The 24,340-nt window shown below is 69.2% G+C and carries 19 protein-coding genes; 5 read left to right on the forward strand and 14 right to left on the reverse strand.

What is annotated here, in order from left to right; translation table 11 throughout:
- Positions 1 to 556: 556 nt before the first annotated feature.
- The 4 genes from ACFVS6_RS05230 to ACFVS6_RS05245 all read right to left on the reverse strand — a co-directional run bounded on the left by ACFVS6_RS05230 (position 557) and on the right by ACFVS6_RS05245 (position 7,240).
- On the reverse strand, positions 557 to 955 hold the full coding sequence (locus ACFVS6_RS05230) for an XRE family transcriptional regulator (protein ID WP_389700783.1): 399 nt from the start codon (positions 953 to 955) through the stop codon (positions 557 to 559).
- A 755-nt stretch (positions 956 to 1,710) separates the two neighbouring features.
- A complete protein-coding gene (locus ACFVS6_RS05235) occupies positions 1,711 to 2,406 on the reverse strand; it encodes an RES domain-containing protein (RefSeq protein WP_389700785.1) in 696 nt (231 codons plus the stop codon).
- 291 nt (positions 2,407 to 2,697) lie between these two features.
- Positions 2,698 to 5,055, reverse strand: a complete 2,358-nt coding sequence (locus ACFVS6_RS05240) for a WD40 repeat domain-containing protein (RefSeq protein WP_389700786.1) — start codon at positions 5,053 to 5,055, stop codon at positions 2,698 to 2,700.
- Positions 5,039 to 7,240: a hypothetical protein gene (locus ACFVS6_RS05245; protein WP_389700788.1), complete on the reverse strand. Its 2,202-nt coding sequence runs from the start codon at positions 7,238 to 7,240 to the stop codon at positions 5,039 to 5,041. Before ACFVS6_RS05245 ends, ACFVS6_RS05240 begins: the two co-directional genes overlap by 17 nt.
- A gap of 20 nt (positions 7,241 to 7,260) precedes the next feature.
- Here ACFVS6_RS05245 and ACFVS6_RS05250 point away from each other — a divergent pair, with 20 nt between their 5' ends.
- Positions 7,261 to 8,751 carry an esterase/lipase family protein gene (locus tag ACFVS6_RS05250; protein WP_389700789.1) on the forward strand — a complete coding sequence of 497 codons (1,491 nt, stop codon included), beginning with the start codon at positions 7,261 to 7,263 and terminating at the stop codon, positions 8,749 to 8,751.
- Between the two features lie 153 nt (positions 8,752 to 8,904).
- On the opposite strand, the gene ACFVS6_RS05255 is transcribed toward ACFVS6_RS05250, so the two are convergent.
- The 4 genes from ACFVS6_RS05255 to ACFVS6_RS05270 all read right to left on the reverse strand — a co-directional run bounded on the left by ACFVS6_RS05255 (position 8,905) and on the right by ACFVS6_RS05270 (position 13,120).
- The gene (locus ACFVS6_RS05255; protein ID WP_389700791.1) at positions 8,905 to 9,321 is read right to left on the reverse strand and encodes a hypothetical protein; all 417 of its coding nucleotides are present in this window, start codon (positions 9,319 to 9,321) and stop codon (positions 8,905 to 8,907) included.
- A gap of 51 nt (positions 9,322 to 9,372) precedes the next feature.
- Positions 9,373 to 10,077, reverse strand: coding sequence for a hypothetical protein (locus ACFVS6_RS05260; RefSeq protein WP_389700793.1), 705 nt, complete (start codon positions 10,075 to 10,077; stop codon positions 9,373 to 9,375).
- Between the two features lie 1,014 nt (positions 10,078 to 11,091).
- Positions 11,092 to 11,688 carry a hypothetical protein gene (locus ACFVS6_RS05265; protein WP_389700795.1) on the reverse strand — a complete coding sequence of 199 codons (597 nt, stop codon included), beginning with the start codon at positions 11,686 to 11,688 and terminating at the stop codon, positions 11,092 to 11,094.
- Between the two features lie 895 nt (positions 11,689 to 12,583).
- Positions 12,584 to 13,120 (reverse strand): hypothetical protein, encoded by a 537-nt coding sequence (locus tag ACFVS6_RS05270; RefSeq protein ID WP_389700796.1) that lies wholly within the window; start codon positions 13,118 to 13,120, stop codon positions 12,584 to 12,586.
- 908 nt (positions 13,121 to 14,028) lie between these two features.
- Between ACFVS6_RS05270 and ACFVS6_RS05275 the strand changes: the two genes are divergently transcribed.
- Entirely contained in the window at positions 14,029 to 14,529 is a 501-nt protein-coding gene (locus tag ACFVS6_RS05275; protein WP_389700797.1) for a hypothetical protein, read from the forward strand.
- Positions 14,530 to 14,826: 297 nt separating this feature from the next.
- Here the strand turns inward: ACFVS6_RS05275 and ACFVS6_RS05280 are convergent, their stop codons facing one another.
- Complete coding sequence (locus ACFVS6_RS05280; RefSeq protein ID WP_389700799.1) at positions 14,827 to 15,903, reverse strand: ParB/RepB/Spo0J family partition protein; 1,077 nt, start codon at positions 15,901 to 15,903, stop codon at positions 14,827 to 14,829.
- Positions 15,900 to 17,084, reverse strand: a complete 1,185-nt coding sequence (locus ACFVS6_RS05285; RefSeq protein WP_389700800.1) for an AAA family ATPase — start codon at positions 17,082 to 17,084, stop codon at positions 15,900 to 15,902. Before ACFVS6_RS05285 ends, ACFVS6_RS05280 begins: the two co-directional genes overlap by 4 nt.
- Positions 17,085 to 17,973: 889 nt before the next feature.
- On the opposite strand from ACFVS6_RS05285, the gene ACFVS6_RS05290 reads away from it, so the two are divergent.
- A complete protein-coding gene (locus ACFVS6_RS05290; RefSeq protein ID WP_389700801.1) occupies positions 17,974 to 18,516 on the forward strand; it encodes a hypothetical protein in 543 nt (180 codons plus the stop codon).
- 206 nt (positions 18,517 to 18,722) lie between these two features.
- Positions 18,723 to 18,896, forward strand: a complete 174-nt coding sequence (locus ACFVS6_RS05295; RefSeq protein WP_389700803.1) for a hypothetical protein — start codon at positions 18,723 to 18,725, stop codon at positions 18,894 to 18,896.
- A 219-nt stretch (positions 18,897 to 19,115) separates the two neighbouring features.
- On the opposite strand, the gene ACFVS6_RS05300 is transcribed toward ACFVS6_RS05295, so the two are convergent.
- The gene (locus tag ACFVS6_RS05300; protein WP_389700804.1) at positions 19,116 to 21,053 is read right to left on the reverse strand and encodes a PE-PGRS family protein; all 1,938 of its coding nucleotides are present in this window, start codon (positions 21,051 to 21,053) and stop codon (positions 19,116 to 19,118) included.
- A gap of 347 nt (positions 21,054 to 21,400) precedes the next feature.
- On the opposite strand from ACFVS6_RS05300, the gene ACFVS6_RS05305 reads away from it, so the two are divergent.
- Complete coding sequence (locus ACFVS6_RS05305) at positions 21,401 to 21,682, forward strand: hypothetical protein (RefSeq protein ID WP_389700806.1); 282 nt, start codon at positions 21,401 to 21,403, stop codon at positions 21,680 to 21,682.
- A 134-nt stretch (positions 21,683 to 21,816) separates the two neighbouring features.
- On the opposite strand, the gene ACFVS6_RS05310 is transcribed toward ACFVS6_RS05305, so the two are convergent.
- From ACFVS6_RS05310 to ACFVS6_RS05320, 3 genes are all read right to left on the reverse strand, one after another.
- On the reverse strand, positions 21,817 to 22,221 hold the full coding sequence (locus ACFVS6_RS05310; RefSeq protein ID WP_389700807.1) for a transglycosylase SLT domain-containing protein: 405 nt from the start codon (positions 22,219 to 22,221) through the stop codon (positions 21,817 to 21,819).
- A gap of 560 nt (positions 22,222 to 22,781) precedes the next feature.
- Complete coding sequence (locus ACFVS6_RS05315) at positions 22,782 to 23,378, reverse strand: NADPH-dependent F420 reductase (protein WP_389700809.1); 597 nt, start codon at positions 23,376 to 23,378, stop codon at positions 22,782 to 22,784.
- Positions 23,379 to 23,438: 60 nt separating this feature from the next.
- A complete protein-coding gene (locus tag ACFVS6_RS05320; RefSeq protein ID WP_389700811.1) occupies positions 23,439 to 24,260 on the reverse strand; it encodes an inositol monophosphatase family protein in 822 nt (273 codons plus the stop codon).
- Positions 24,261 to 24,340: the final 80 nt, after the last annotated feature.

Raw genomic sequence — 24,340 nt, forward strand, 5'->3', positions numbered from 1 at the left:
CGAACCGCCGCCGCGACCTGGGAGATCGAGGAACGGGCGACTCCGCGCGCCCCGGGTGGTGGTGGCCGCGCCCGGAGCGGCGCCGACATCGGCGACGGTGAGGACCGGTTCGGTGCCGAGGAGCACGCCCAACCCGGCCGGCAAACCGTCAGGCGGTACGGCTCCTCGGCCGGCCGCGAGGCTCGCTCCAGCGGCAGTTTCCCGAGGCGCGCACCGGAACGGTGGCGGGCACCCGAGTGGGCTCCCAAGAGGGGCTGGAAGAGGGGCTCGGAGTGGTCACGGCCCCGCCGCTACGAAGCGGCGCGTTCGGCGAAGCGGCGCGTTCGGCCGACCCTCGGCGTGCTCAACCTTCGCGGGAGCGTGCAAGGGCAGCCGGGTCGCAGACCGCGGACCGCCGGTCGTGGCGCGCAGCGCCGCGGTGGTCGCCGGGGCCCTGCGCGCCACGACCGGCGGCGCTTCGGGAGGGTGAGGGCGCTCACCTCGGAGAGGGCGCGGTGCGCGCGTGGCTCTCCGGCTCCAGCCGACCGGAGCCAGGGGTGCGCCCGATGGCGGCCGGTCAGCTGCCGTCCACGTAGGCGCGCGCTGCGCTCATGACGTCGCGGCGGCGTCCGGCGGCGATGCACAGGGCGGGTGCCTCGTCTTCGAGCTGGGGGTTCATCCCGATCATCCAGGCGCGTGCGGTGTAGACGCTTTCGGCGTACTGGATCAGCTGGAACACCTGCAGGGCGGCGCGCAGTTGCTCCTCGGACTCGGGACGCGGATTGGTGTTGCCCGAGGCCCACTTGCCGACCTGCTTGGGGTCGCTGATGCCCGCGATCCTTGCGGTCAGTCGCTGGCCGAGATTGTCCTGGAGGAAGCGGGCGATCTCGCTGATGTGCATGCGTACGGTGGTGGCGTGTGCCAGTCCGGCGCTGATGTCGCTCTTGCTGGCCGGTGTGGTGGTTTCGATGGGCATGGCGTGGTCTCCCTCGGTGCCCTGGCTACGCGCCGGTTCGGTGGCCGGTCACGTGTCGGGCGGTGAGTGCTTGGATGCGCACAGGACCTGGCTGTCGCATGCTGCTGCGAGGGGACGAATGCATGGACGCTCGGTCTCGGCGAGCAGGTGAACGCTTCTGATGGGACCTCTGATGGACCTCTGATGTACCCGTCCCGCGGGGAAGCGTGACCGCTGCGGGTGGGTGGCGCCGACTACAGGCCAGCGCTCAGCATCGTCGCTTGCCGGTCGGATGGGATCCGGTGCGCGGATGACTGAGGGGTTCCGAGCCATGGGTCGGAACGGTGTCGGGCATGTCGGTGTGGATCGGCGTCAAGTCCCGGGCGGACACCGCCAGGACGGACACCGGGCAGCCCGGCCGTAAGAACGAGCTCTTCGTGATCATGATTCCCCCTGCATCTTCCGTCGTCGGTCGTACTCAGATTACCCATTATCACTACCCAACTCCACCCGTAAGCCAGAACCGACATGTCTTCTCGTCATCCCCCAACAGGCCCGTTTGGAACGGCAATTGCCAGCTGACCTGGGCGGACTCCGCGATTTGCTGCGACGTACGGGGGCTTCCCGTCGGCGAACTCGGCAGGGAATCCTCCGTTCGGACTACGGGCAAGCAGGTTGTTCTGCCGGTGGACTTCAGGGTGGCCAAGCAGGTGGCCAAGCAGGTGGGCAGGCAAGTGGGCAAGTGGGCAAGTGGGTGGGCTCCGGGTCGGTACCGCTCAGAGCATCCTGAGTCCGCACTCGTCGGCGACCTCGCGCAACGCTTCCGCCTCGGGGAAGACGAGGCTTGACTCCACCTGCTTGAGCTCCACGTCGCCGAAGACGGCCCAGCACTGGCGCAAGCCGAGGCGGGACCGGTAGGCGATGCCGTGAATGAGGCGTTCCTGCTCGGACGGACCGGTGCGCTGGGTGATGGCCCACGCGGAGATCCGGCGTGTGACGCGGGGGTTGAACCCCTGGATGTCGGCCGTGGTCAGCCGCGAGACCCCGAGCGCCGCCAGTTCCTGGCGGAGTTCCCGGGACAGGGCTTCCAGGGTCTCCTCGTCGTCGACGTCAAGGAAGCGTGCTTCCTTGACGGGCTGTAAGCGGACGAGGATGCGGCGTGTGGACCAGTCCCGTGGAAGCCGGCCGGGGGGCATGTAGGAGGGGTCCTTCCAGTCCTCCACGGCGTCCCTGAGCGTGGTGGGGTGGAGGCGGAAGGGTGCCAGGGCCTCGGCGTAGCACCCCTCCTGGTCCGTGGCGCAGTACAACGTTCCGTAGCTCGCCATGCTCCACGGCTTGCCTCCGGAGCCGGAGGCGACCTGCCTGCTGATCGTGTCGTACTTCAGGGGTTCGTTCGCCTTGCCCAGCCGCCAGATGCCACGCTCGGGCGCCTGGATGAGGCTGATGCCCGTTGGGGTCCTGTCCGTGGTCATGTAGCTGCTCCTTGCTCCGGCCGGGCCCGGCAAGGGGCGTGTGCCGGCAACGCTGGTGGCTCGTCGGTCCGCTGTCGCCGGCATGGGGTCGCCGAACGGACCGGGGTCGCGGAAGGGACCGGTGTGGTCGCGCAGCGCGGAGGCCGGGCGAGGGTCTCGTCAGGTGCTGGTCCCGGGCACATGCCGAACGATCATTTTTATGCGCCGGCCGGACCGAAGCGAGCGGTTGCGGCGATCAGTTGGGGGCGCACGAGGGATTTCAGGGGGCGCATGGTGTCAGAGGGGCTTGCGTCAGCGTTCGTCGAGTTCGAGTTCGAGGATGGCGGCGCCGGCTTCGCCGGCGAAGGCGAGCACGATGCGGGTGGGGTCGGGTGAGGGGTGGGCGGAAAGCGTTCGGACGGGGCTGCCCGTGGCGAGCAGCAGGAGGCAGCGGCCGGTGGCGGTGTTCCAGATCCTGATCGTTCCGTCGTCGGAGGCGCTGGCCAGGAAACTTCCGAGACCGTCGAGGGTCCAGAGGGCGACGGCGCGCACTGCACCGGTGTGACCGGTCAGCGGCTCGTTCAGCGGGCGGTGCTCAAGGAGGTCCCACAAGCGGATGGTGCCGTCCTGGCCGGCACTGGCGAGGTGCGGGGGCAAGCCGCCGGCGGGGCTGGGGTTGATGCCGACGGTGTGGATGCGGCCCTGCATGCATCGCAGGGGCTGTCCCTGGGCGCCGTCCTCGATGTTCCACAGGCGGACGGTGCCGTCGGAACCGGCGGTGGCGTACCAGTCCTGGCCGTGGTGGTTCGAAGCCGCGGCGACCGCGAGAACGCGCAGGTGGTGGCCGCTCCAGTCGCACAGCAGGCTGCCTTCGTCCAGGTCCCACAGTTTGGCCGTGTAGTCGTCGGAGCCGCTCAGGAGCAGGTGGCGGCCGTCCGTGGTCGTCAGCGGAGCGAGTGCCCGCACCCGCATGATGTGGCCCTCAAGACGGCGCGGAAGGTGGGTTCGCGTCCCGGCGTCCCACATGCGGATGTGATGGTCCGGCTCGGCCCAGAGCAGGGTCCGGCCCTGTGTTCGTCGTGCCCAGGCCATCGCCGCGGGCGGGGCCCCGGTGCGCACGCCGGTCACGACGGTCCCGCCGGCCACGTCCCACACGTCGATGCCGCTACGGCTGCCGCCGCTCAGCGCGAACCAGGCAGGACTCGTGTGGTCGTCGCGGGCCAGAACCCCGTCGGTCACGCGTGGGGGCGAGGAGGAACCGTCTCCAAGGGCCTTGTCCAGGACCTTGACCAGATCCTTGTGGTCCCACAGGCGCAGGGTGTTGTCCAACGACGCCGAGGCGAGCGCGTCGCTGCCCTTCACCGTGACGCGGGTCAGGGCGGTGACCGGCGCGCTGTGGTCGCTCAGCAGGGCCGCCGGCGCGGTTCGGTCGGTGCTCCACAGGACGATGTCGTTGGCCGAGCAGGCGGCGATCAGATGACGGGAACCGACGGCCAGGGCCGCCAGGGCGAGCACGGGAGCGGCGCCGACTTCCTGGGTCGCGGTCCTCCCGGCCCTGCCCCAGAGGGTGACGGTCCCGTCCACGTGGCCCGCGGCCACCTCGCCGGCCCGGGTGGTGGCCGTCAGTGCCCGGACGGGACAGGGCAGATCGAAGGCCGCGGCGATGTTCCCGCAGTCCTCCGGATCCCTGAAGGTCAGCGACGTCCCGTCGGCGATCGCGAGGAACCGCCTGCCCGCCTCGTCCTCGAAGGTGGTCAGGGCGACCTTGTCGGTCCGGGGCGTCTCCCCCGGCAGGGCCATCAGCTCCTCCGCTCCCATGCGCTCGTTCCAGCGCACGACTTCGGCGCACCCGTTGACGGCGATGACGGCCAGTTCGTCCTCGGCGTCGCGGTAGGTGCCGAGGTCGTCGATCCAGATGCCGGCCGGCTGGTGGACCTGGTCGACGAGTGATCCGCGGACCGGGTCCCACGCCCGGACGGCGCCGTCGGTGCTTCCGGACACCAGCACCGGGCCCTGGCCCGGGCGGGTGCCGCTGAGCAGGCACCGGACCTCGCCCTCGTGCGCGGTGATGCGCTCGCCGACCGCGCTTCCGTCGACGGGGTCGATGATCTCGATTCCGCCGTGTTCGTCTCCCGCCGCCAGAAGGGAGCGGCCCTCCGACGTGGTCCATCCCGCGAGGGAGCGGACGGGGACGGCCACCTTCGCCAGGACGTTGACGGGCGGGGTCCACTGGGACCACAGGACCGCCAGCCGCGAAGCGGGCGGCGACGCCACCTCTGCGGGCATGCGCGCCCGGGGCACTCGGGGGAAGCGCAGCCCCGCATAGGCCAGTTGGAGGCTGGCCAGACGCGAAGGGACGTCCGCCCGGTGCAAATAGGGTTCGACCGTGGCCCAGGCCTCCAGCCACGAACCGGGCTCCCGCGCCCCGGACGAGGTCAGCATTCCCCGGATTCCGGCGCCCGTCGCCCAGGGCAGCAGTTCCGGCGGAACACGGGCATCGTCGAGCGCGCCTCCGAGCTGGGCGTGAGCCGCCAGGTACCGGCGCACGTACGGCGGCGGGGGCGTCTCCCCGTCCCTGGCGACCAACTGCGCCAGGGCTTCGGCGATCCGCGCGTGCACACCCGGTTCGCCGGTCGGCTCCGCTGCCCGACTTTCATGGTCGGCTGTCACTTCCGTTCCCCCCTCCCCCGACGGCGCCGCCCGTGGGCCAGCGCCTCAGGACCGCCGCCAGCCGGTCGTGCGCCGGACGGTAGACACGACGGTCGTCCTCGCTGTCATGGGTGAGATACCCGGACAGACGCCCGCCCAGCAGTGTGCGAATCTTCTCGTCGGCCCCCTCCAGCGGCCGTTCCAGCAGCACTGCCGCCATCGCGGGCCACACCTCCCCCCAGGGAATGCCGCGCCCCAGACCGAACGCCGTCGCGCGCAGGAGCGCCAACGCTTCCTCGCCCCCCAGTCCGTCCTCCGCGACCCTGTCCAGGTCCGCGGCGAGCAGACCCACCGTGCCAGTGTTCAGCCGGTCGAGCCACCACGCGTCCCCCAGGAGTACGGGCCCGCCCGTCCTGAGCTGCTCCGCGGCCACGCGGGCGTCGAGGAAGGACCGGCCGACCGCGGCCGCCACCACCTGGGAGACCTCGCCCAGGTCCTGCCCCCGCCAGGTTTCCTCGCCGTCCAGGAGGGCGCGGACGTAGCCGGCGATGTCCTCCCTCATCTCTTCGAGGTCGGTGCGCAGGACGGTGATCTCGGGGAAGGACTCCTTCAGCCCGGACAGCAGTTCGTGTTCGCTGTCCGGACCGAGCGGGACGCCGTCGCCGTGGAACGTGTCGCCGGCGCGGGAAATGTGGCCCGCGCGGGACATGTCGTCGGCGGGGCTGCTGCTGCGGACGGCGATCACCAGTCGGACACCCCGGCCCTTGGGCGTGGCCTGTGCGGGCTGTGCCGGAACGTGGTCCAGGCGCGTGCCGTGGGCCGTTCGGTGCCCGGCCAGGGGCACCAGGACGTTCCGTACGCATCCCACGGGATCGTTGGCCTCGTCCAGCGAGTCGACGACGACCGTGACCATCGGCCCGGGGGTTTGCAGGAACCGGCTCAACCCGGCCTGCCACCTGCGCAGGGCGTCGGTCCCTCCGGACGGATCCGCGGTGGCTCCCAGCTTCACGGCGACGGCCCGCAGGAGGTCCAGGGGATCGCGGTTGTGGGCGGTCACGGCCACCGTCACCGAACCCTCGTCGGGCACCGTCTCGGGCGGGCAGTGGAGGACCGCGGCCTCGAACCGGTTGGAACGGCGGAAGCTCTCATCGCTGAGGGTCACCGCGCGGCCGAGGATCGCCGACTTGCCGCTGGCGGCGATGCCCGTGACGACCATGACGGCGGCGGGCCCCCGCAAGAACGACGCCAGTTCCTCGTTGAGCGGCCTGCGGCCGAAGAAGTACCAGCCGGCGTCGGTGGCGCTGGTGCGGCCGCTGGCCTTCTCCAACCAGTAGTCCAGGTGCTCCAGCGTCGGCGCGAGTTCCTGCCGGCCCGGTTCCACGGCCGCCGCCACCACCCGGTACCCCGGATTGGGCAGGGTCGCGGTCGGGACGTCCTGCTTGCCCGACAGGAGGACCCGAGGCCCCTCCAGCTCGCGGCCCTCCCTCGCGTTGATGGCACGCGTGGCCTGGCGCAGGGCTCCGCTGAACTCTTCCATCGTCAGGAAGGGGCGGGTGATCTCCTCGCTGGAGCGCAACAGTTCGTACGCCTCCCGGAGGATCGCCGCGAACGCGCCGGCCGCCACCTTCCGTTGGGGTCCCGCCGTGGCCATGACGTGCAGCGTCGCGGACCTCGTGCGGTGGGTCAGGTCGCGTTCCATGGCCTGCAGTTCGGAGCCGACGTCGGATGACTCGCACATGTTCACGATGACCAGGACGTCCTGGGAGAGCGAGTCCAGTGCCGCGACGATGATCTCGGTGGTGCGCAGTCCCGTCGCGAGGAGCCGCTCGGGGACGGTGTCGCGAAGCATCGCGTAGTGCATCGCCGCCCCCGAGGTGATCCCGTGCCCGGTCACGTACAGGACCAGCGGGACGTGGGCCTGCACCTCCCGGATGCGCGAGTCGGCGAGGAAGCGTTCCACGTCGTGCCGGCCGGTCGCGGGGTGCTCCGGTTCGACCTGTCTGAATCCCGGTCCGTCGGGAGGAGCCTTCAACCACCAGGCGGCCACCGCGTCGAGTTGGTCGTCGATCGCGGCCCGCATCTCGGGAGTGCCGTCCTCCAGGAGCAGGAGGAAGAGCGCGCCCTGGCCCGGCACATGGGGGCTCTCGGCGGCCTCCGGCTCAGGGGTCGGTCGTGCTGAGCCGATCTCGCCTCGCTGCCCGTTCACTTTCCCTATTGTTCACACCCATGGACCAGAATCAGCAGCTTCGGGTCACGGCTGCCGCCGGTATGACCGGCGAGTTACCCGATCACGTCACCCAGGACGCCGTCGTGATCGTCCCCGGCATCATGGGAAGCGAACTGTTCGACACCCACAGGAACAAGCATGTGTGGGGTTTGGAAGGAATCTCCTGGTTGCGCAAGGCCTGGACCAGCCCCGAGGGCCTTGAGGGCCTGCGCATGACCGACGAGGAACTCGACGGCAAGCACACCCGGGTCAAGGCGACCGGCCTGCTCAAGCACAGTGCCTGGACGCCCTATCTGGCGGGCTTCGAGCCCTACACCGACCTCGTGGAAACCGTCGGTACGAGTGTCGCCGACCCCGCCGCCGTACTGGAATTCGCGTACGACTGGCGGCTGCCCGTCGCGGTCAACGCCCGTCTCCTGGCAGTGGCGGCACGCGAACACCTGACATCCTGGCGCCTGCACCCCGCCCACGACGCCGCCCGCCGGCACCGCGTCGACGAGCGCGAAGCCCGACTCGTCTTCGTCGCCCACTCGATGGGCGGGCTCGTGACCCGGGCGGCGCTGGACGACCGGTACGACAGCGACCTCCTGGGCGACACCCGCGGCGTGATCACCCTGGGCACCCCCTTCCACGGAGCGGTCAAGGCCGCGGTCATCCTCAACAGCGGCCGCGGAGCCCCCGTTCCGCTCCCCCACCGCAGGCTCCGCGCCATCTGCGCGGACATGCCCGGCCTCCACGACCTGCTGCCCCAGTACAAGAGCCTGCGCGGCAACGGAGACATCCGCCACCTGACGCCCGGCGACATCGCGTCCATCGGCGGCAACGCGGAACTCGCCCGCGACGCGGCCCGCTTCCACCACGGCCAGAAGTCGATCGGTCTGCCCGACCACCGCTCCGTCGTCGGCATCAACCAGCCCACCTGGCAGAACCTGACCATCCGTGACGGACAGGTCGAAGCACACCTCGACGGCGCCCGGGCCCACGCCGACGGCACGTTCATCCGCGACAGCAACAAGAACATCAAGTTCTTCCACGTCCACGGCGACGGCACCGTCTACAAGGAATCGGCAGCCATCGCCCCCGCGGTCACCACGCTCCCCCTCCAGCACGGCGACGTCGCCAAGGCCGGGACCGCGCTTGAGGCCATCACCGAAATCCTCCGCGAGGACGCCCACATGGGCCCGCCGCTGGGCGAAGCCGGATGCGGCCTGACCGCGCCCGACCTCGTCGAGGCCGGCCTTCCGTGGAAGATCACCCTCAGCGGCCTCGACTCCCTCGCCGGGACCACCTGCCTCCTCACCAACCTCGAAGACGCGAAGGACCAGCAAAAGCTCACCCTGAGCTGGGACGACGGCCAAGTCAGTGCCCTCGCGACCGTGGCGGCGCCGGGCCTTCACCGCGTCTCGATCCGCACTCCCGACGACTTCACCGTCACCCAGCTCGTCATGGCCGACGAACCCGGCCGGCCCCTGCGGGAGAGCCAGGAGTAGGGGTCGCGGCAGATTCCCGACTCGCCTGCAGGGAACCGGCTCGGCGGATATACTGGCCGACAACTGTTACTCAGGCACAGAGGGCCCCCACCTTGGTGGGGGCCCTCTGTATGTGTCGGGTCGGCGGATTCCGACCGGGACTTCGGTCTCCGGTCAGGCGACCTGAAGCTTCGGCCTGCCGGTCGGGGCCGGCGGAGCCTGGTGGTAGGTCGGCAGCTTCAGGTTGGGAAGGTCGCCCGCCTGGATCCGTGCGAGAGCGGCCCGGAACGCGGCTTCCATCGCGTCGGGGCTTTCGTACTTCGCCGCGAGCGGGTGAAGCCGGTAGGAATTGCCGTTCCGTTCCTCACTGCGCGGCCTGAGGACGATGTTGAGGTCACACAAGGGCGCCATGAGTCCGCTGACGGCCTGGGGTGTGACACCGTACTCGGCCGCCATGTCCTTCTGCCGGACCGGCAGTGCTCCCCCGAAGTCGCTGCGGGAGACGAGGTACTGGAGGAACTTGACGGCGGATCCTGACAGTGGCAGGGCCCAGATGCGCTCCGCGACGATCGGAGACATGACGTTAGCCATGGGATGGCCTTCCTCGTGAGCGGTCGCCCGTGCGCGGGCATGTCAGCACTATCACCCGGTCCTTTTCCTTCCACGGAAACTGGCTTCGGCACCGAAGTCGAGGTCCAGCTCCTCCTGGTGGGCGCCTTCCGGTCCCACCGCGTAGGGGAACGCCTCGGGGTCGTGGTCGTGCTTGTCGGCGATCTCGGCGAGTACTTCCTGTTGGGCGGTGCTGTTGCCCTGGAACCACAGTCGCACGTTGATCTGGATCCGGCCGTTGCCGGCCTTCTCCACCCAGTTGTAGCCGCACAGTGCCTGCACGGCACGGTTGACGGTGGAACGGGTGATCATCTTGCCGCCCTTCTGAGCGGCAATCCTGTTCAGCCCGTCGGTGATCTCCTGCTGGGTGTACTGGGCGATTCCGGTACCCGGTACCTGGCCCCCGGCCACGAACAGGAAGACGCAGAGCTGGGACTTGGTGATGCTGTTGGCGACGGCGAGCTGCGCCAGGAGCTGGGTGAACCAGTTGCTGGCGAGGCTGTATCCGGTGCCGCCGGCCATGTCGTGAACGGATCTCGGGTCCGCGGCGTATTCGAAGTGGACGCCCTTGAGGCGACGGCGACCGCCGGGGTCTGTCGCCTGCGCGACCTTCTCCCCGAGCTGCTGGCCGAGCACGGCCAGGATGTCTCCGTATTCGGCGTCGTTCCCTGCCGCGGCGGGTGCCGGGACAGGCCGGGGCCCGCGCTGTCGACGACGGGCGGGCGGATCAGATGTCACAGGACCTCCTTGTTACTCAGGCGGTCCGAGACTACCGAAAAATCAACGTGGGCTTGTCTTTTGGCGCACCGGCGCGCCAGGAGTCTCCTCTGATGCGCGAACCACACGGAGGGGGATCGGAAAGTACACGCCACGTGAAGTTTTGCTGCGCCTGCGGGCTGAAAGTCCATGTGTGCTTGATTTTATGTGTCGTCATGACGACACATTCCAGAGTGGTCGGACGTAGCGCTCCCCCGGCCTTTCGTCTCGATCCCCCAGGCTCCGACCTGCGGTGATGCTCGGCGGGAACGGGCTTGCGGAAAATCAACTGTTGCTTGATTTTTTCTCCAAATGTGCCCGCCGGGTACACACTTCACGGGCTTGAATGTGCTGCGGGCGGCACATCCCTGGTCGTAAACATGCAGGTCAGAGGGCTGGATTTGCCGCGGGTTCTTACTAAAGAGCGAGCTGTGGCCTGCGGCGTACGAACTTCGTTCTCGTCGGCGGCGATCCGGCTTCTTGTGCCAGTTCGTTGGTCTGGCTCGTACGTTGACAGGACCTTCGCGTCTCCCCTTCCCGAAGCTCGGCCACAACACCTCAACCCTGTACCTGGTATAGGTGACATGTGACGGGCGGCCCCCCACGTCAGCCCCAAGTGGCGCGAGCCGCTGTTGCCTTGGAGGCCCTCCTGTCCAGGAAGGGCGCCCTGCGCCCGACCGGTGCGCCGGCGACCGTAAGGGAGTTGGCGCAGGACTGGAGGGTGAGCGGGTCCAGGGCGCCCGAGCGCCTGGCCGGGGGGTCTGGGGGGCGGGCAGCCCCCCATGCCAGGGCCGGTCCAGCGCGGCCAGGCGCTGGCGGGGTCCAGGGGCCGGCCCCTGGGATCAACCGAGCAGCACTTGATCGAGGACAAGATCGCGGATCCATCAGCTGCCGAGCGTGGTGGCCGAGTTCCGACTGCGGACGGACCCCGAAGCAGCGGACACTTGGCTTCTCCCGATCTCCGGCAGCGCACAGAAACCCGGATGGGCGATTCGGTCAGGGGCGGTCGGAGGCAGCGTTGAACAGGGGGTCGAGAGGGTCGTCCCCGTATCCGACAACAAGGCAGGTCGCGGCGATCGGTCCCCGGCCAAGTTCTACGAGTCGCTCCAGGGCCTCAGTCTCCGAAGGAAGTCCGGCCGGATCGAGACCGAGAGTCGAGGCCGCACGGTCGCGCCGCTGGTCGAGGTCGGGCATGTCCTCCCGGTACTCGGCGACGACGGCCCGGAGTTCTTCGGCCGTCCGTCCGGGAGCGTCCCGCCACCACGGTGCCACCAGACACAACTGCACCAGTTCCAGCAGTCCCAGAGCAACCGGTCCGGCTTCGCCATCGAGGCTGACGTACACCACAGGTCGTTCCTCGCCACCCTCGCCGACGAAGCAGAACGCGTCCCCGGAGCCCGCCCGCGCGAACTGCTCCAGCCGGGCCCCGGAGGCGAGCCGGATCCCGGTCTCCAAGAGGTGGTCGGCCGGATTCGTCGCATCGAGGTCCGCGACCCCGGCGAAGAAGGCGACGGCCTCCGGGTCGGTCCCGAGGAGAGGCAGCAACGCTTCGTGGTGGGCGGGTGCTCCGGCTGGTGCATTCCATTCGTTCACTCGGCAACCGTAACCGGGGCCTCCGACGCCCGATATCGGCTGCGACAGCCGACAGGATCCGGCTGCGATGAGAGGGAGTAGCACTCCATGACAAAACGCAGAAATAGGCAATAGTGGGCTATAAGCGACCCACGGAATGGCACCCTGAAGGCCCGTTCTCAAGGCTCCTTGAGTGATTGCTTCACCCCTGGCCTGAAAGGCCGCCAGAGAGGCTCCTGCGGCTTTCGGTCGGCTCCAGGGCGGTGTGAGGGCATGTCCAAGTCACCTCAACAGCCCAATGCGGCTGCTCTTTTGGACCACATCGATCCAACCCTGAGCCCGCTACGGCCGGCAAGGTGCGCGGCACCCCACGCAAAGGCCATCAGGTTTCGCGCGATCCGCGTCAATGTCGTCCTACGCCTGCTCCCGCAGCTGACCCACGAGGTAGCTCAGTCACCCCTCCCCCACGCGTCTGCAAGGACTGCCTCGTTCCTTTCGACGGGAACCTCTCCTCCATGCCATGCACGAGTCGGCATGCTTCGGTGTCGTGGTCGACCGTGATGGGCGGTTCCCGCGATCCGGATCTGACGCTCCTTGTCGTCTTTCGCCGTGGGATACCAGGTGAAGCCTGAAGGCTCGCTCGTCGCAATGGTCCGTCAGGCTTCGCCCAAACGCTTCCGCACGTCGCCGAGTTCCTCTTCCTCCAGGAGAACTCCCTCATCGCTGCCTGCTGCTAAGTGGTCGGCTTCGGAAGTCCTTCGGGGGTTGACTCTGACGTCGGCTTCACGTCGGTCTCGAGGGCGGCTGTCGAGAGTTGATGGCACTGGTGGAAGCGACCACCTGGTGATCTGAGGTGACCCAGAAACCTGTCTGTCGGACTCCTCAGCTGTCGGCCGCTGGCGTCCGTGGACTCGGGTCAGTGGTGCGGTGTCGTCCGGCTGCGGTAGGAGTGCGCGGCGACGAGAAGGCCGATTCCCCATACCAAGAACTGTGGGATCCCGTAGACGACGATCCATCGGCTGAAAATGCCGGGGTCGTTCCACTGGATGACGGTCAGGATGGCGGACCAGACGGTGTACAGAAGCAGGAAGGCCGCGACTGTGAAGGCTGTGTGGGCCAGTGTCCGTGGCGGGACTCTGCGTCCCGCCACAAGCGGCACCCAACTCGGGAACACCAGCCCCCACGGCCGGACCAGGCTCAGCGCCAGGACGCCGGCCATCACGGCCAGCGCGCCCAGCACGAACAGGTAGGGGCCGCCGCCGACGGCGTACCAGTCGCGGAACTTGCTCTCGTCGACCCACAGCGGAATACCGAGTGCCCACACCGCGTGCAACGGGATGAAGCCGACAGTCGCGGAGAACGCAGATGCGTAGGCGGCCCTGACGGCCCGCCGCGACGGCAGCGGAACATCGGCTACTGCGGGTTCGGGGCGAAGAACGGCGACCTTGGACATGTACGGACCCTCCCGGAACGGGGCAACGAATCGCGTGCTCACGTCGCACTGTTCCAGAGACCCTCCAACCTCCACATCCGCGCTCAGGTCGACGACCACCCATACCTGAGAGCGACTCCGGCGTCGGGTTCCTCCCCCACGGAGGGGAGGCCGGGCTCCAGCCATCGGCAATCCTCTTCGCAGTTGTCCCAGGCGGCTGGCCGCTGTGTATGCGCGGCGTGTCGCGCGGGCCAGCTTCTTCCGAGGCGTCAGGCCGCGTTCATCGTGATCCACTTCTCTCGATCGGCCTGTCTGCCATGCCCGTTGCCGCCGCCCGCCCGATATCTCCGACGGCCGCCGAGCGGCACCGGTTGAAGAACCTCCGACCTGGACGATCTACTGGCCAGGCTCGACCGGCACACCGCCGATCACCCCGAAGAATCCTCGCGCCGCCTCGCCGCCTGATCAACCCCCGAAGGACTTCCGGAGCCGACCACTAAGGGAGCGGACGCTACGGAACCGAACTCGGCCATAGAGCGGGAGCTACATCGGTGCGGGCCCGCCTTTGCGCTTGGCCGTGCACGCGGAGGAGTACGGGGACAAGAGCCCGGCCCTCCCGATGGGCACCTACGGATGCATGTTGCCGTCCCTTGGCTGCAACAGCCCGAGCCGTCTGCGTGATCGACAGTGCTTGGCTTGCATGCTCAACTCACCGGGCACGCCCGCTGATGACGAGGTCTCCTCCGATCGTCTGTCCTGAGGTCCGGTGTCGTTCGAGCGGCCCGGTGGATGGGACTTTCCGCCGTAGGTTCGTCGTGTGGACAGAGCTTGACCTCCCGCCCTCCCCTGCGGGGCCAAGGGGAAGATTGACCACTGCGGTGTTGTCTCAACGAGGCGCGATCGAGACATTCCGATGACAGCCTGATCGCGTGGACTACTTCATCAGGCAAGGGCTTCTCGACGCGATCGACGCAGCGGAATCGCCGGCTTGGTCTATTCGGGCTGCCGCAGGACGATGCCTGGCGGCAGCTCACCAGATTGAGGATGTCGCTGGTGTTCTGCACCGTCTGTTGCTGGACGTTCAGGACACCGGTGTGACGTCGGATACGGCGTCGGCTCTCCTGGCTCGGAGGGATCTGGCCGGCTTGCGGGCGGTGCTTGCTGCGCGTGCAGTCGCTTCTGACGAGGGAACCGCCGATCAGCTCGCTGCGGAGCTCGACTGTGACCCACGCTGGGCGACCGGACAGGACGCCGACGAGCTGATCGTGCAGCTTCGGGCGTTGGCAGCGGACAGAGACCCTGATGTCCGGGACGAAGCCACGTTGCGACTTGCGCGCCTGTGCCGGTCGGAAGGCACTGGTCAGCCTTCGGTCGGTGAGATCGGTCAGCCTTCCGTGAAGCAGGACAGCCAATCAACTTGCCGTGGGTGAAGGACCTCTCCCCCGGCTTCATGCGCGATCCGGATCGTCGAGGCGATGGTGCTCATTGTCCGCCGTCGTCCGCCGTCATGTGCGGCCGGTCGCCGCACATGACGACCTTCGCTTTCAGCCGGGCCTTGGGCGCGGTCAGTGCGGGCGTGGTCGATGTCCAGCGGTGCGTGCCGGGTGGTGGGACGGGCGCCGGCGAGGCTGAGGGGTGCTAACGGCGTTAGCACCCCTGGGTCCGGAACGTGACTGAGCCCGTCCGGAATTCCGGACGGGCTCAGTCGGGAGCGAGTTGCTGCGCGGCTACTCCTCGCCGTGCGCGGCCAGGAGCCGCTCCAGGAGCAGCTCGCGCTGCGCAGCGTCCATCCTTTCGAGGATCATTTCGGCGACCTTGATCCCGTCATCCCACGGGAGGCGGGGAACAGATCGAAGGTCCACGAGGAAGGGGACGGCTTCCGGCGTCGAGAACCCACTCTGCTCGGCACCCTCGTTCGCCGGGACTTCGGCCTCGGCAGCGGCCGGGGCCGAAGGCGCGACCACGGTGGCTGCCGTTGCGGGGGCCGGTGGGGTGCTAACGGCGTTAGCACCCCGAGAGGATTCGACGGGGGCAACGGCGTCGGCGCCTTGGTTGCCCTGCCTGCGTCGCTTGGTAGCAGCTCGCTTGGCCAGGGCTTCCTCGGCGGCGCTCTTCTGCTGCTGCTCGGGAAGTTGGCCGACGTTGCGCGCGATCTCCACCGGGAGGGTACGGTCCTCGACGGCCGACTGGAGTTCTGGCGTGAGCTTGAGCAGGGCGATGCGCTGGGTGACCCAGGGGCTCGACTTGCCCAGGGCGCGTGCAACGGCTCGCTGGGACCCGTGAACGTCGACGAGGCGCTGGAGGGCCTTCGCTTCATCCAGGGGGTCGAGGTTCTCGTGCTGGACGGCTGCGATGAGGGCCGTCTCAAGGAGGGTGTCGGCGTCCTGCGCCAGGGTGTCGTCGACGTGGACGGGGAGGTCGTCGAGACCGGCAAGGTTCGCGGCGGCCAGGCGCCGGTTGCCGTCGACGACGATGTACGCGGCCTGGCCGATCTGTGCTTCGTGGCCGGGGTGCGCGGCCAGGAACGCTTGCCGGGTGACGGCTGCGAGGGGCTGGATGACTCCTCGGGACGTCAGGCTGTCAGCCAGGTCCTCGACCGACTTCAGTTCCTCGCGAGGGTTGTAGGGGTTGTGCGCGAGGGCTTCCAGCGGAACGCGGAGCGTCCCGGCCGCCGTGGGGGGAGCCTGGTCGGTGGCGGGAGCGTCCTGGCCGGCGAACCGTGCGAAGGACGCCGCGCGGCTGCTCATGGGCTGGGCGACCGCGTTGAAGGTGGGGGAGTCACCGAGCATGTCTGCCTTGCTCATGCGGTCTTCACCCCGCGGGCGATCTGCCTCATCTGGTGGGACTGTTCGCAGTCGGGTGCGTAGTCGAGGAGCGGCCGCTGCTTGCGTACGGCTTCGCGCTGCTCCTTGACGTCGGGAACGACGGCGAGGACCGGGGGAGTACCGAGGGACTTCCACTTGTCCAGGGAGGAGGTCGCGATGTAGCCGCGGCGGCTGTCGAACTTGTTGACCACCAGACCGAGCTGCTCGATCTCGATGTCGAAGTCCCGGGAGAGGGAGTCGATCTGCTGGATGAGCATGCCGTACGCCTGGGCGGAGGTGTCCTCGGCTTCGACGGGGATGACGAGGCCGGAGGAGCCGGGCTTCTCTCCGTCGCGCTGGCGGCCGTAGTTGAGAGCGGCGTCCATGGCGAGCCCGAGGCTGGGGGGCGAGTCGACGACGATGACGTCGAAGTGCTCCTCAAGAGGGGCCAGCGCCCGCTCCAGTGCGGCTTCGCGCGGTCCTCGGAAGACGGTGAGACCCGAGTCGAGGAGGAACGCGTCGAAGGCGGCGGGCAGGATCCGCAGACGGTCGGCGAAGCGGTCACCCCCTATGGCAACGGTGAGGTCGAGCAGCGACTGCTTGGCCTGCTCCCGGTGCAGCATGTGCGTGATGAGGCTTTCCTCGCCGGCGGGGATGGCGGTGAGGCCCAGCTGGTGGGTGAGGTGGCCCTGGGGGTCGTAGTCGACGAGGAGGACCCGCAGGCCCCCGATCGCGGCGGAGGCTGCGGCACCCACCGCGGTGGGGTCCTCGGCGAGGGCCTGGGCCAGACCGGCGGATACGGCAGTCTTGCCGACGCCGCCCTTCTGGTTGCAGACGATGATCCGCCGAGTGGTCCGTTGCGCTTCGGCCGGGTTGTCGGCCAGCCACAGGACGACGGACTGGGCGAGACCCTGGATGTAGGAGACGCCTCGTTCCCGGCAGTCGGTCTTGAAGTCCTCGTAGAGGCCCTCGGGGAGGTAGGTGCCGAAGGAGTCGGCCCCGGCGGTGTTGACTGGGGGGAGCTCGTCGTGGCAGTCCCGCCAGGCCTGGATGCCGGAGGCGACGGCGTCCTGCATATCGGTCTGGAGCTGTGCCGCACGGACCTTGAGTGCCTGCTGGAGGTGGGCGGGCAGCTTGGAGGCGAGCTTCTCCCGCTCAGCTCCCGAGTTCGGAGATGACATGCACGGCAGCATACTGCCGTGGAGGGCGATGTCGGTGATCCAATAGAAGCGTTTTGCTAACTTTCTGCGGCAGTTGCTACTCCAGTGCTAACGCCGTTAGCACCTCGGGTGGGTGCTAACGGCGTTAGCACCCCGCTCGGAGACTCGGCAAGCTAGCCCAAATCGTCCCGAAATGAGCCCACTTCAGGGGGGGCGCCGGCCGGTGAGCCACAGGGCGGCCGTGTCCGCAAGCCGTGCGGCGGTATCAGGCCTGCGGTGGAACGAGGGGCCGGCTCGGGCCTCGACATGAACGGCGTAGCGCGAGCCGGCTGCATCCCTAGGTCGGTAGGGAGGTCGAAGCCTGCGGACGTGTGAGCGGGCAGCCGCACGGTGGGGGTGACGCCGCTCACGGGGTGCGAGCCGTCGTGGATGATCCGGCTGATCGGACGTTCGGGGTCCGGGTGTTGGCGGGGGAGTGGCTGCCGGATGAGGCGGGGGGTGACCTGAACGTGGGTGGCGCCACGGACATCCACCCACGCGCATGACGCGGACAGCGGCGGGCGGTTGAGAGGATCTGAGTGCGGCGGCGCACCTGGGGGTGGGAGCTGTCGCCTTGGGCCTGCCCCACCGGACACCGTGCTGCACCGCATCGGGCGGCGCCCCCCGGACTCGACCGCATCCGGCCGTCGCCGCACCCGGGGGACCGGTTCAGTGAGCGGGGTGCCATGGTGCGCCGGCCCGGGGGGGTCTGGCCTTTCGTTGCCCTCCTATCCTTCCGGGGACCTCGGGCGCAGGAGCGGGCAGGGAGGGGAAGCACAGCGATGGACAGCGTGGAGGCGCCGGCCACGGCGGCCGGGGACCCGGGAGTGTCCCGCATGCGCGGCACCGGTGCCGGTGGACGGGAAGGTACGTGGAGTGGTGTGACGCCTGCGACTGGAACGTCGACCCGGGCGCGCCCGATCCGGAGCCCGGGCGGATCGCGGCCGTGCGCCGGCGTCTCGTCCACCGGCACGGGGAGAAGCTGGCGGCAGACCTGGAGCGGGGAGCCGGCATCGGAACGCCCCCCGGGCGGGAGGCGGTGTCGGTGTCGGCCTTCGGACTCTCCCTGCTCGTCCACGGCTTCACCGCGTTGCTCGTGGTGGCGGGAGTGCTGCTGGTGGCGGCGGGCTGGGACGCGGGGCCGCAACCGGTGATCGGCGTCGTGCTGCTCGGTCTGGCGGCGGTCCTGCGGCCCCGTCCACGGCGCCTTCCCAAGGACGGACCGGTGCTCCACAGGCAGGACGCGCCGCACCTGTTCGGGCTGATCGACGAGGTGGCCGCGGCGGTCGGTACGGTCGGACCGCACCCGGCGGTGGTCGCGTGCGACGGCACGCGCGAGGCCGCCGTGGCCGCGGAGTTGGGTCCGGCCGCCGTCACCTTGGCACGCCGGGTCATCCGCGACTTCGCCGGATGAGCCCCCTGCCGGTGGCTGTGCCACCGGCGGGAACTCCGTACCCCGGTCCGCGAGGTCACGCGGCGAGAGCCCCCGGCGCTGCGGGCAGGGCTCGCCGAGCGGATGTCCCGCCCGATGTACCGGGGAACCGGCAGACGGCGTCAGGATCGTGCCAGGGTTTCCGCCGGACCGTGGCCACCGTGGCGCTCCGGCGGGATGCTGTCCGTATGACCACTTCCTGGGGGCCCGACCGCGGTGTCCGGCGAGCGGTGCTCGCCGTCGGGAGCGGTGGTCTCACGGTCATCGGCGCCGGACTCGTCCTGGATGCTCTCTGGCTCCTGGGCTGCGGGGTCTGGGGAGTGATCGTGGCCTTCGCCGTCGAGGTGATCTACCGCCCGTAGGACCCGATGGCCATGGCGGGCTCAGCCACGCCACTGAGGAGCGACGGAAGGAACTCAAGCCGCCGTCCACTTCACCCCGGCACGCTCTCCGTGCTGCCGGCGAGGCCGTGAACCCGCATGACTGGAATCCCTGCGTGGTACCGAAGAGGCGCCGGTCCGGGTCGCGGATCTCGGTGTGCCGGGCGGTCTCGGTGGACTGCCACCGTAGGAGTCGCACTGTCATGAACACCCGCCCGCAGACCGACCTGGCCAACCCACCGGGCCCGTGGCCGGCGGGGGTTGGAGCGACCGGAGCATCCACTCCATTACGGGGGCCGGCACGGCCGGGTGCCGAGCAGCAGCCTCCGCGGTGTCGGCATCACGTAGGAGGCGGACGAGTACGCGTGCGGGAAGCCGGGGGTGCCCGAGGGCTGAGTGGCGGACGTCGGAGTGTGCGTCGTCGAGGAGGCGGAGGGCCGAGGTGGTCGTCAGCCGTGGATCGGCTGCGGCGCGCCGGCGTACCTCTTCGCTGCCGTCGCGGCTGAATCGCTCCACGAGTTCGGCTGTCGATTCGCGGTCGTCGAGCGCTAGTTGACGTAGGCGCGGGTTCGGATCGTCCGCGTACCGGAGCAGGTCGTGGCGGGGGAAGTTCCGGTGGCCGTGGGGGCGGTCGGGGATGCTGAGGCTCCCCGTCGACCAAAGCCACACCCTCAGGAGCATGTCTGCCGGTGCGTCTTCGCAGGACTCGGCAAGGAAAAGCTGGACGACACGGTCCCCGTCGTTGGCGAGGGCCGCCACGACGTCCGGCGGGAGGTGCCTGGCTCTGGCGACGCTCCTGCGGATGAGGGGGTGGGTGGACGCTGCCAGGAGGCGCATGGCGTCGGCGTTCTCGTGCAGTGCGGTGACCCACGCGAGCGGGGAGTGGTGGACTCCTGGGTCGAAGTCGTAGTCGATGGTTGCGCGCTGTTCCTCGGTGAGGGACGGGTGGGTCGCCGCGGCGGAGCGCACGTTCTCGTCGGGGTCGGCGGCGAGGAGTTCGACCACATCCGGATCGAGGCGGAGGTTGCCGGCGAGACGTCGGCGCCGGGTGGGATCGCCGTGCCGGATCAAGTGTTCGGCGAGGTCGCGCTCCAGCCGACAGGTTTCGGCGGCTTCGTCGCCGAGCTCCTCGGAGTCGAAGACCGCCCGAGGCATGGGGTGGTCCTCGTGGTGTCGGAGGAGTGCCGCGACGCGGACCTTGTCGGCGGGGTCGTCGAGGAGGGCGGCTCTCGTTCGGCCGTCGAGGTGGGGCCAGGCGTTCCGGCAGACGGCGGCTCGCACGTTCTGGCCGGGATCGGTGGCCAGGACGAAGGCCAGTCGGGCGGGTATGCCGGGCAGCCGGGCGGTCTCTTCGCGGACCCTGGTGGAGGGGTCCGCGGCCAGCTGCTCGTATGCCGTGTCGGTGAGAGTGGCTTCTCGGTTTGCCGCGAGCATGGCGAGCATCCACCGGTGCCGGGTGTTCTGTTCGCCGAGGATCAGCCGGCTCCACTGGTCGGGCGTCATGTTCGGTTGGGCTTCGGCCAGCAGGGCTCGAAGCTTCCATTCCGGGTGGGTCAGGGCCGCCTCGATCACAGCCGTCGGGACGGGACGCCACAGGGCGTGGCGCGTCAAGCCCACCAGGCTGCATCGGATTTCGTCGGGTGTGGTCGGGTTGAACAGCAGGCCGTGGGCCCACGACTCACGGGTCCGCTCCGAAGGGAGTGGTTCCTGGAGGAGGGATTCCCATGCGCTGCTCCGCTCGGTCTCGGTTTCCCGAGCTGCGGTTTGCGCGTCGGCGTCCAGCCGCTCCTCGATCCGGTCGATGACGGTGAGTCGGAGCTCGCCGTCGGCAGGGGCCGTCGCTGTCACTGTCGTCGCCGTCGCCGTCGCCAGGAGGACGTTCCCGTTCATCGAGAGCGAGATGAAGGTGGGCTCTCCCGGTCGTTCGCCCAGCACCCCGGCGAGGTCCCAGTGATCGGTGAGTCGCACGCGGGTCCAGGAGCTGGGCATACCGCTCGTCGAGCTGCGGACGACGTCGATCAGGAAGACTCCGTCCTCGCCGATCACCCCGTGTTCGACCGCGTACTGGTGCCACTGCGCGTTGAATTCGGCGATCGCGTCCGGCCGGTCTGTACGCAGGGAGACCGACGGCTCGCTCAAGTCCGCCAGAATCAGGCGCCGAGCGGCAGGCACCGGCAGCACGTCCTCGGTGCACCGACTCTCCACAACTTCCAGCCCGGCACGCTTCAGCAGCTCCACGAGCTCATCTCCGGCAGTCACATGCTCATCCTGCCGGAGCCGCGTTCCGTCGGATCCGGTGGCCGTAGTACTACGTAGTACTACGGGGCGCTGCGGGGCACTGCGGAGCGAGGCCTTGTCGACGGATCGCCGCGGCGGCATACTCGCCGCCGCGGCTCCGGGCAACTGTGCCCAGAGGGGGCTTGTCCGAGCGACAGCCCGAGGAAGTTGCTGGAGGCGATGGCCGGTCTCCGCCCACGAAGAACGGGATGGCACTGATGGAGGATCAACCGGTGAGTCGGGCAGAGGTCACTGAGGTCTTTGTCTTCGCCAAGAGCGACAGGGGCAGTGCGGTTTACGTCGAGCTCATCGACGGGGACTTCAATGCAGGCGATCACGTAAGAATCATTCGCGGGGGCATCGAAGCGGCCGAGGCCGTCATCTTTCCGCGCGACGGCAGTACGAGCTCTGCGGGCGAAACCGGTCGACTGCCACACGCACTCGTGAAGGGGTTCGTTTGCTCCGTCGGGGACATCATTGAAGCGGTTTGATCGGCGTTGAACCGCCTCCGGGGATGGAGCCCGATCCTTGGATTGATGGCAGACATTTGCTCATGCAATGCGAAAACGCCCGGCGGGGGTTTCCCGGCCGGGCGTTCTTGTGCGTCTTGGGTTCCGCTGGTGGCTCAGTACCAGTGGTGGGTCTGCCAGAAGTTCCAGGCGCCGACGGGGCTGCCGTAGCGGGAGTTCATGTAGTCCAGGCCCCACTTGATCTGGGTGGCGGGGTTGGTCTTCCAGTCGGAGCCGGCGGAGGACATCTTCGAGGCCGGGAGGGCCTGGACGAGGCCGTAGGCGCCGGAGGAGGAGTTCGTGGCGGTGTGGTTCCAGCCGCTCTCGCGGGAGACGATGTTGTTGAACGCCGCGAACTGTGCCGGGTCCTTGATCATCTGCTGGGCGACGGCCTTGGCGCTCATGGGGGCGGCCTGGGCGGGGACCGTGGCGAGCATGGAGCCGGCGACGCCGAGGGCGACGACGGTGCCCGCGAGGGCCTTCTTCGAGGCGGCGATGCGGCGGATGACGGTGTTCGACACGGGGGAGCCTTCCACAGGGGACGAGGGCGGTCGCTGCACGTCGAGGACGTGCGTGAGCCACTCAGGTGATGCGGAGGGCTTCGTCAGCGGCGGGTGAAACACCCGGGCCGCTCGGCGACTCATCCAGTTCTACAGACGGCCCACCGGCCTGGCAACGAACCCGATTACTACCCGCCCTCGCAGCCGGGGACCGAGGACCCGACGGCGAGCGCGAGGGCATCGGTGCGTGTGGGGGCCGGCGAAGGGGTCGTACCGGGCCTGCGGGTTCTACTATCCCGGGTCGTATGTGACGTGGGTCCTATGGGGCGGCTCACCCCGAAGCTGCCCGAATCTCACGGAGAGTTGCTGGCCGTATCGCTCTGGGGCGGCCGATCTCGGATCCGGGGCCCGTAGGCCCGTAAGTCCTTTCCGGAGGCTTCCTTCCTTGTTTGTGGAAGAAAGCCCCGTGCGGGCTCCGGCACGTATGCCGTTGGTGGTGCAGCGGACGAAACGGCTGACGGGCTGCACGCGGGGGAGAACAAGCGCGGCTGCGACTGCGCGCCGTGCGCGCCGTGCGCGGATCAGCGGGCGATCGAGATGGCGAAGGGTGTGAATCCGTTGGCGCGGATGACGTGGGGTACGAAGAGGATCGCGGCTTCCGTGGCGCGGGCGGTTCGGATGCCGCCGAGGTCGGTGATCCAGTGGTCCTGCCAACCGAGGTCGGTGAGGAGTGCGCGCACGGTTTGTTTGGCCTGCTGGTCCTCGCCGGAGAGGAACGCGGTCGGCGCCTGGGTGAGTGTGGCGGGTGCGGTCATCACGGGGAAGAGCATGGTGTTGAGCGTCTTGACGACGTGGGTGTCGGGGAGTGCTTCCTGGAGTTGTTCGGCGAGGCTCGATCCGGGGTGGATGAGGTCGGCGGGCAGGCCGTCGGGTCCGTCGGTGGTGGCGTTGGAAACGTCGATGAGGATGCTGTCGCGCAGTTCCTCGCGCAGGGCGACCAGTCGTTCCAGGGAGCCGGCTCCGGGGGTGGCGTTGATGATGATGCGGGCCGTGCGGGCGGCGTCGGCGGCGGCGCCCGGGGTGCGGTCCGCGACGGTGACGTGATGTCCGGCGCGGGTGAGGGCGGTGGCGAGGTTGCCGCCGACGCGGCCGTTTCCGAGTACTGCGATCGTGGTCATGGTGATCCGATCCTTGTGCGGGTGCGGGTGCGGGTGCGGGTGCGGGTGCGGGGTGTGTGGTCAGTGGGAGAGCGTGGTGAGGGTTTGGGTGTGGATGCCGGGGGCGGCGGCCAGGAGGCCCTCGCTCCGCGGGGTCCAGGGGTGGCCTTCGGTGTCGGTGACGCGTCCGCCGGCCTCGGTGACGAGGAGGGCTCCGGGCAGCAGGTCGGCCCGGGCGCCGGCGAACTGCCAGAAGGCGTCGATCCGGCCGGCGGCCACGTTCACCAGGTGCAGGGTCGCGGGCACCGAGGTACGCACGACGAGCGCGTCGAGGAGCATCGCGGTGATCGAGGATCCGACGCGCCGCACGATCTTCTCGTCCTCGTCCGGCCGGGCCTGGCTGGTGGCCACGATGCCCAGAGCGAGGTCGGTGGTGGGGGCCACGCGCAGCGGCCGGCCGTCGAGGTGCGCGCCCGCGCCGCTGAGCGCGGTGTAGGTCTCCCCGGTCAACGGCAGGTGCACCACGGTCAGCACCGGCCGGTTCTCACGCACCAGGGTGGCGGTCACCGCCCAGTCCGCCAAGCCGTGCAGGTGGTTGACGTTGCCCTCGGCCGGGTCCACGACCCACCACTCACCCGCCGGCAACGCCCCGCCGTCCAACTCGTCCTCCACCCACCCCGCGTCCGGACGCAGAGCGGTGAGGCGGGGACGCAGGATGTCGAGAGCCGCAGCGTCATTGACGGCCAACGCCCGCATCAACTCCTCACGACTCCGGTAACGGACCACCTCCCCGAACCGCTCACGCAACGCCGCACCGGCCGCACGCACCACCATCACGGTCTCGTCGAGCAGGTGGGCATCGGAGGCGGTGGCGGCATCGGTGGTCCTGAAGGTCTTGGACATGGTGCTACTCCCTTTGTGAGGCGGGTTGGTGAGGCTGCGTCAGACGTTGCGTCCTGCGCTCTGGTCTCGAAGGTATAGAG

This window comes from Streptomyces sp. NPDC057939, assembly GCF_042887545.1.
GTDB lineage: Bacteria > Actinomycetota > Actinomycetes > Streptomycetales > Streptomycetaceae > Streptomyces.

Excerpts from the sequence above, each read along its gene's own strand:
- ACFVS6_RS05230 (WP_389700783.1), bottom strand. The coding sequence starts at position 955 with ATGCCCATCGAAACCACCACACCGGCCAGCAAGAGCGACATCAGCGCC.
- ACFVS6_RS05235 (WP_389700785.1), bottom strand. The coding sequence starts at position 2,406 with ATGACCACGGACAGGACCCCAACGGGCATCAGCCTCATCCAGGCGCCC.
- ACFVS6_RS05250 (WP_389700789.1), top strand. The coding sequence starts at position 7,261 with ATGGACCAGAATCAGCAGCTTCGGGTCACGGCTGCCGCCGGTATGACC.
- ACFVS6_RS05255 (WP_389700791.1), bottom strand. The coding sequence starts at position 9,321 with ATGGCTAACGTCATGTCTCCGATCGTCGCGGAGCGCATCTGGGCCCTG.
- ACFVS6_RS05270 (WP_389700796.1), bottom strand. The coding sequence starts at position 13,120 with ATGTCCAAGGTCGCCGTTCTTCGCCCCGAACCCGCAGTAGCCGATGTT.
- ACFVS6_RS05280 (WP_389700799.1), bottom strand. The coding sequence starts at position 15,903 with ATGAGCAAGGCAGACATGCTCGGTGACTCCCCCACCTTCAACGCGGTC.
- ACFVS6_RS05285 (WP_389700800.1), bottom strand. The coding sequence starts at position 17,084 with ATGTCATCTCCGAACTCGGGAGCTGAGCGGGAGAAGCTCGCCTCCAAG.
- ACFVS6_RS05295 (WP_389700803.1), top strand. The coding sequence starts at position 18,723 with ATGACCACTTCCTGGGGGCCCGACCGCGGTGTCCGGCGAGCGGTGCTC.
- ACFVS6_RS05305 (WP_389700806.1), top strand. The coding sequence starts at position 21,401 with ATGGCACTGATGGAGGATCAACCGGTGAGTCGGGCAGAGGTCACTGAG.
- ACFVS6_RS05315 (WP_389700809.1), bottom strand. The coding sequence starts at position 23,378 with ATGACCACGATCGCAGTACTCGGAAACGGCCGCGTCGGCGGCAACCTC.
- ACFVS6_RS05320 (WP_389700811.1), bottom strand. The coding sequence starts at position 24,260 with ATGTCCAAGACCTTCAGGACCACCGATGCCGCCACCGCCTCCGATGCC.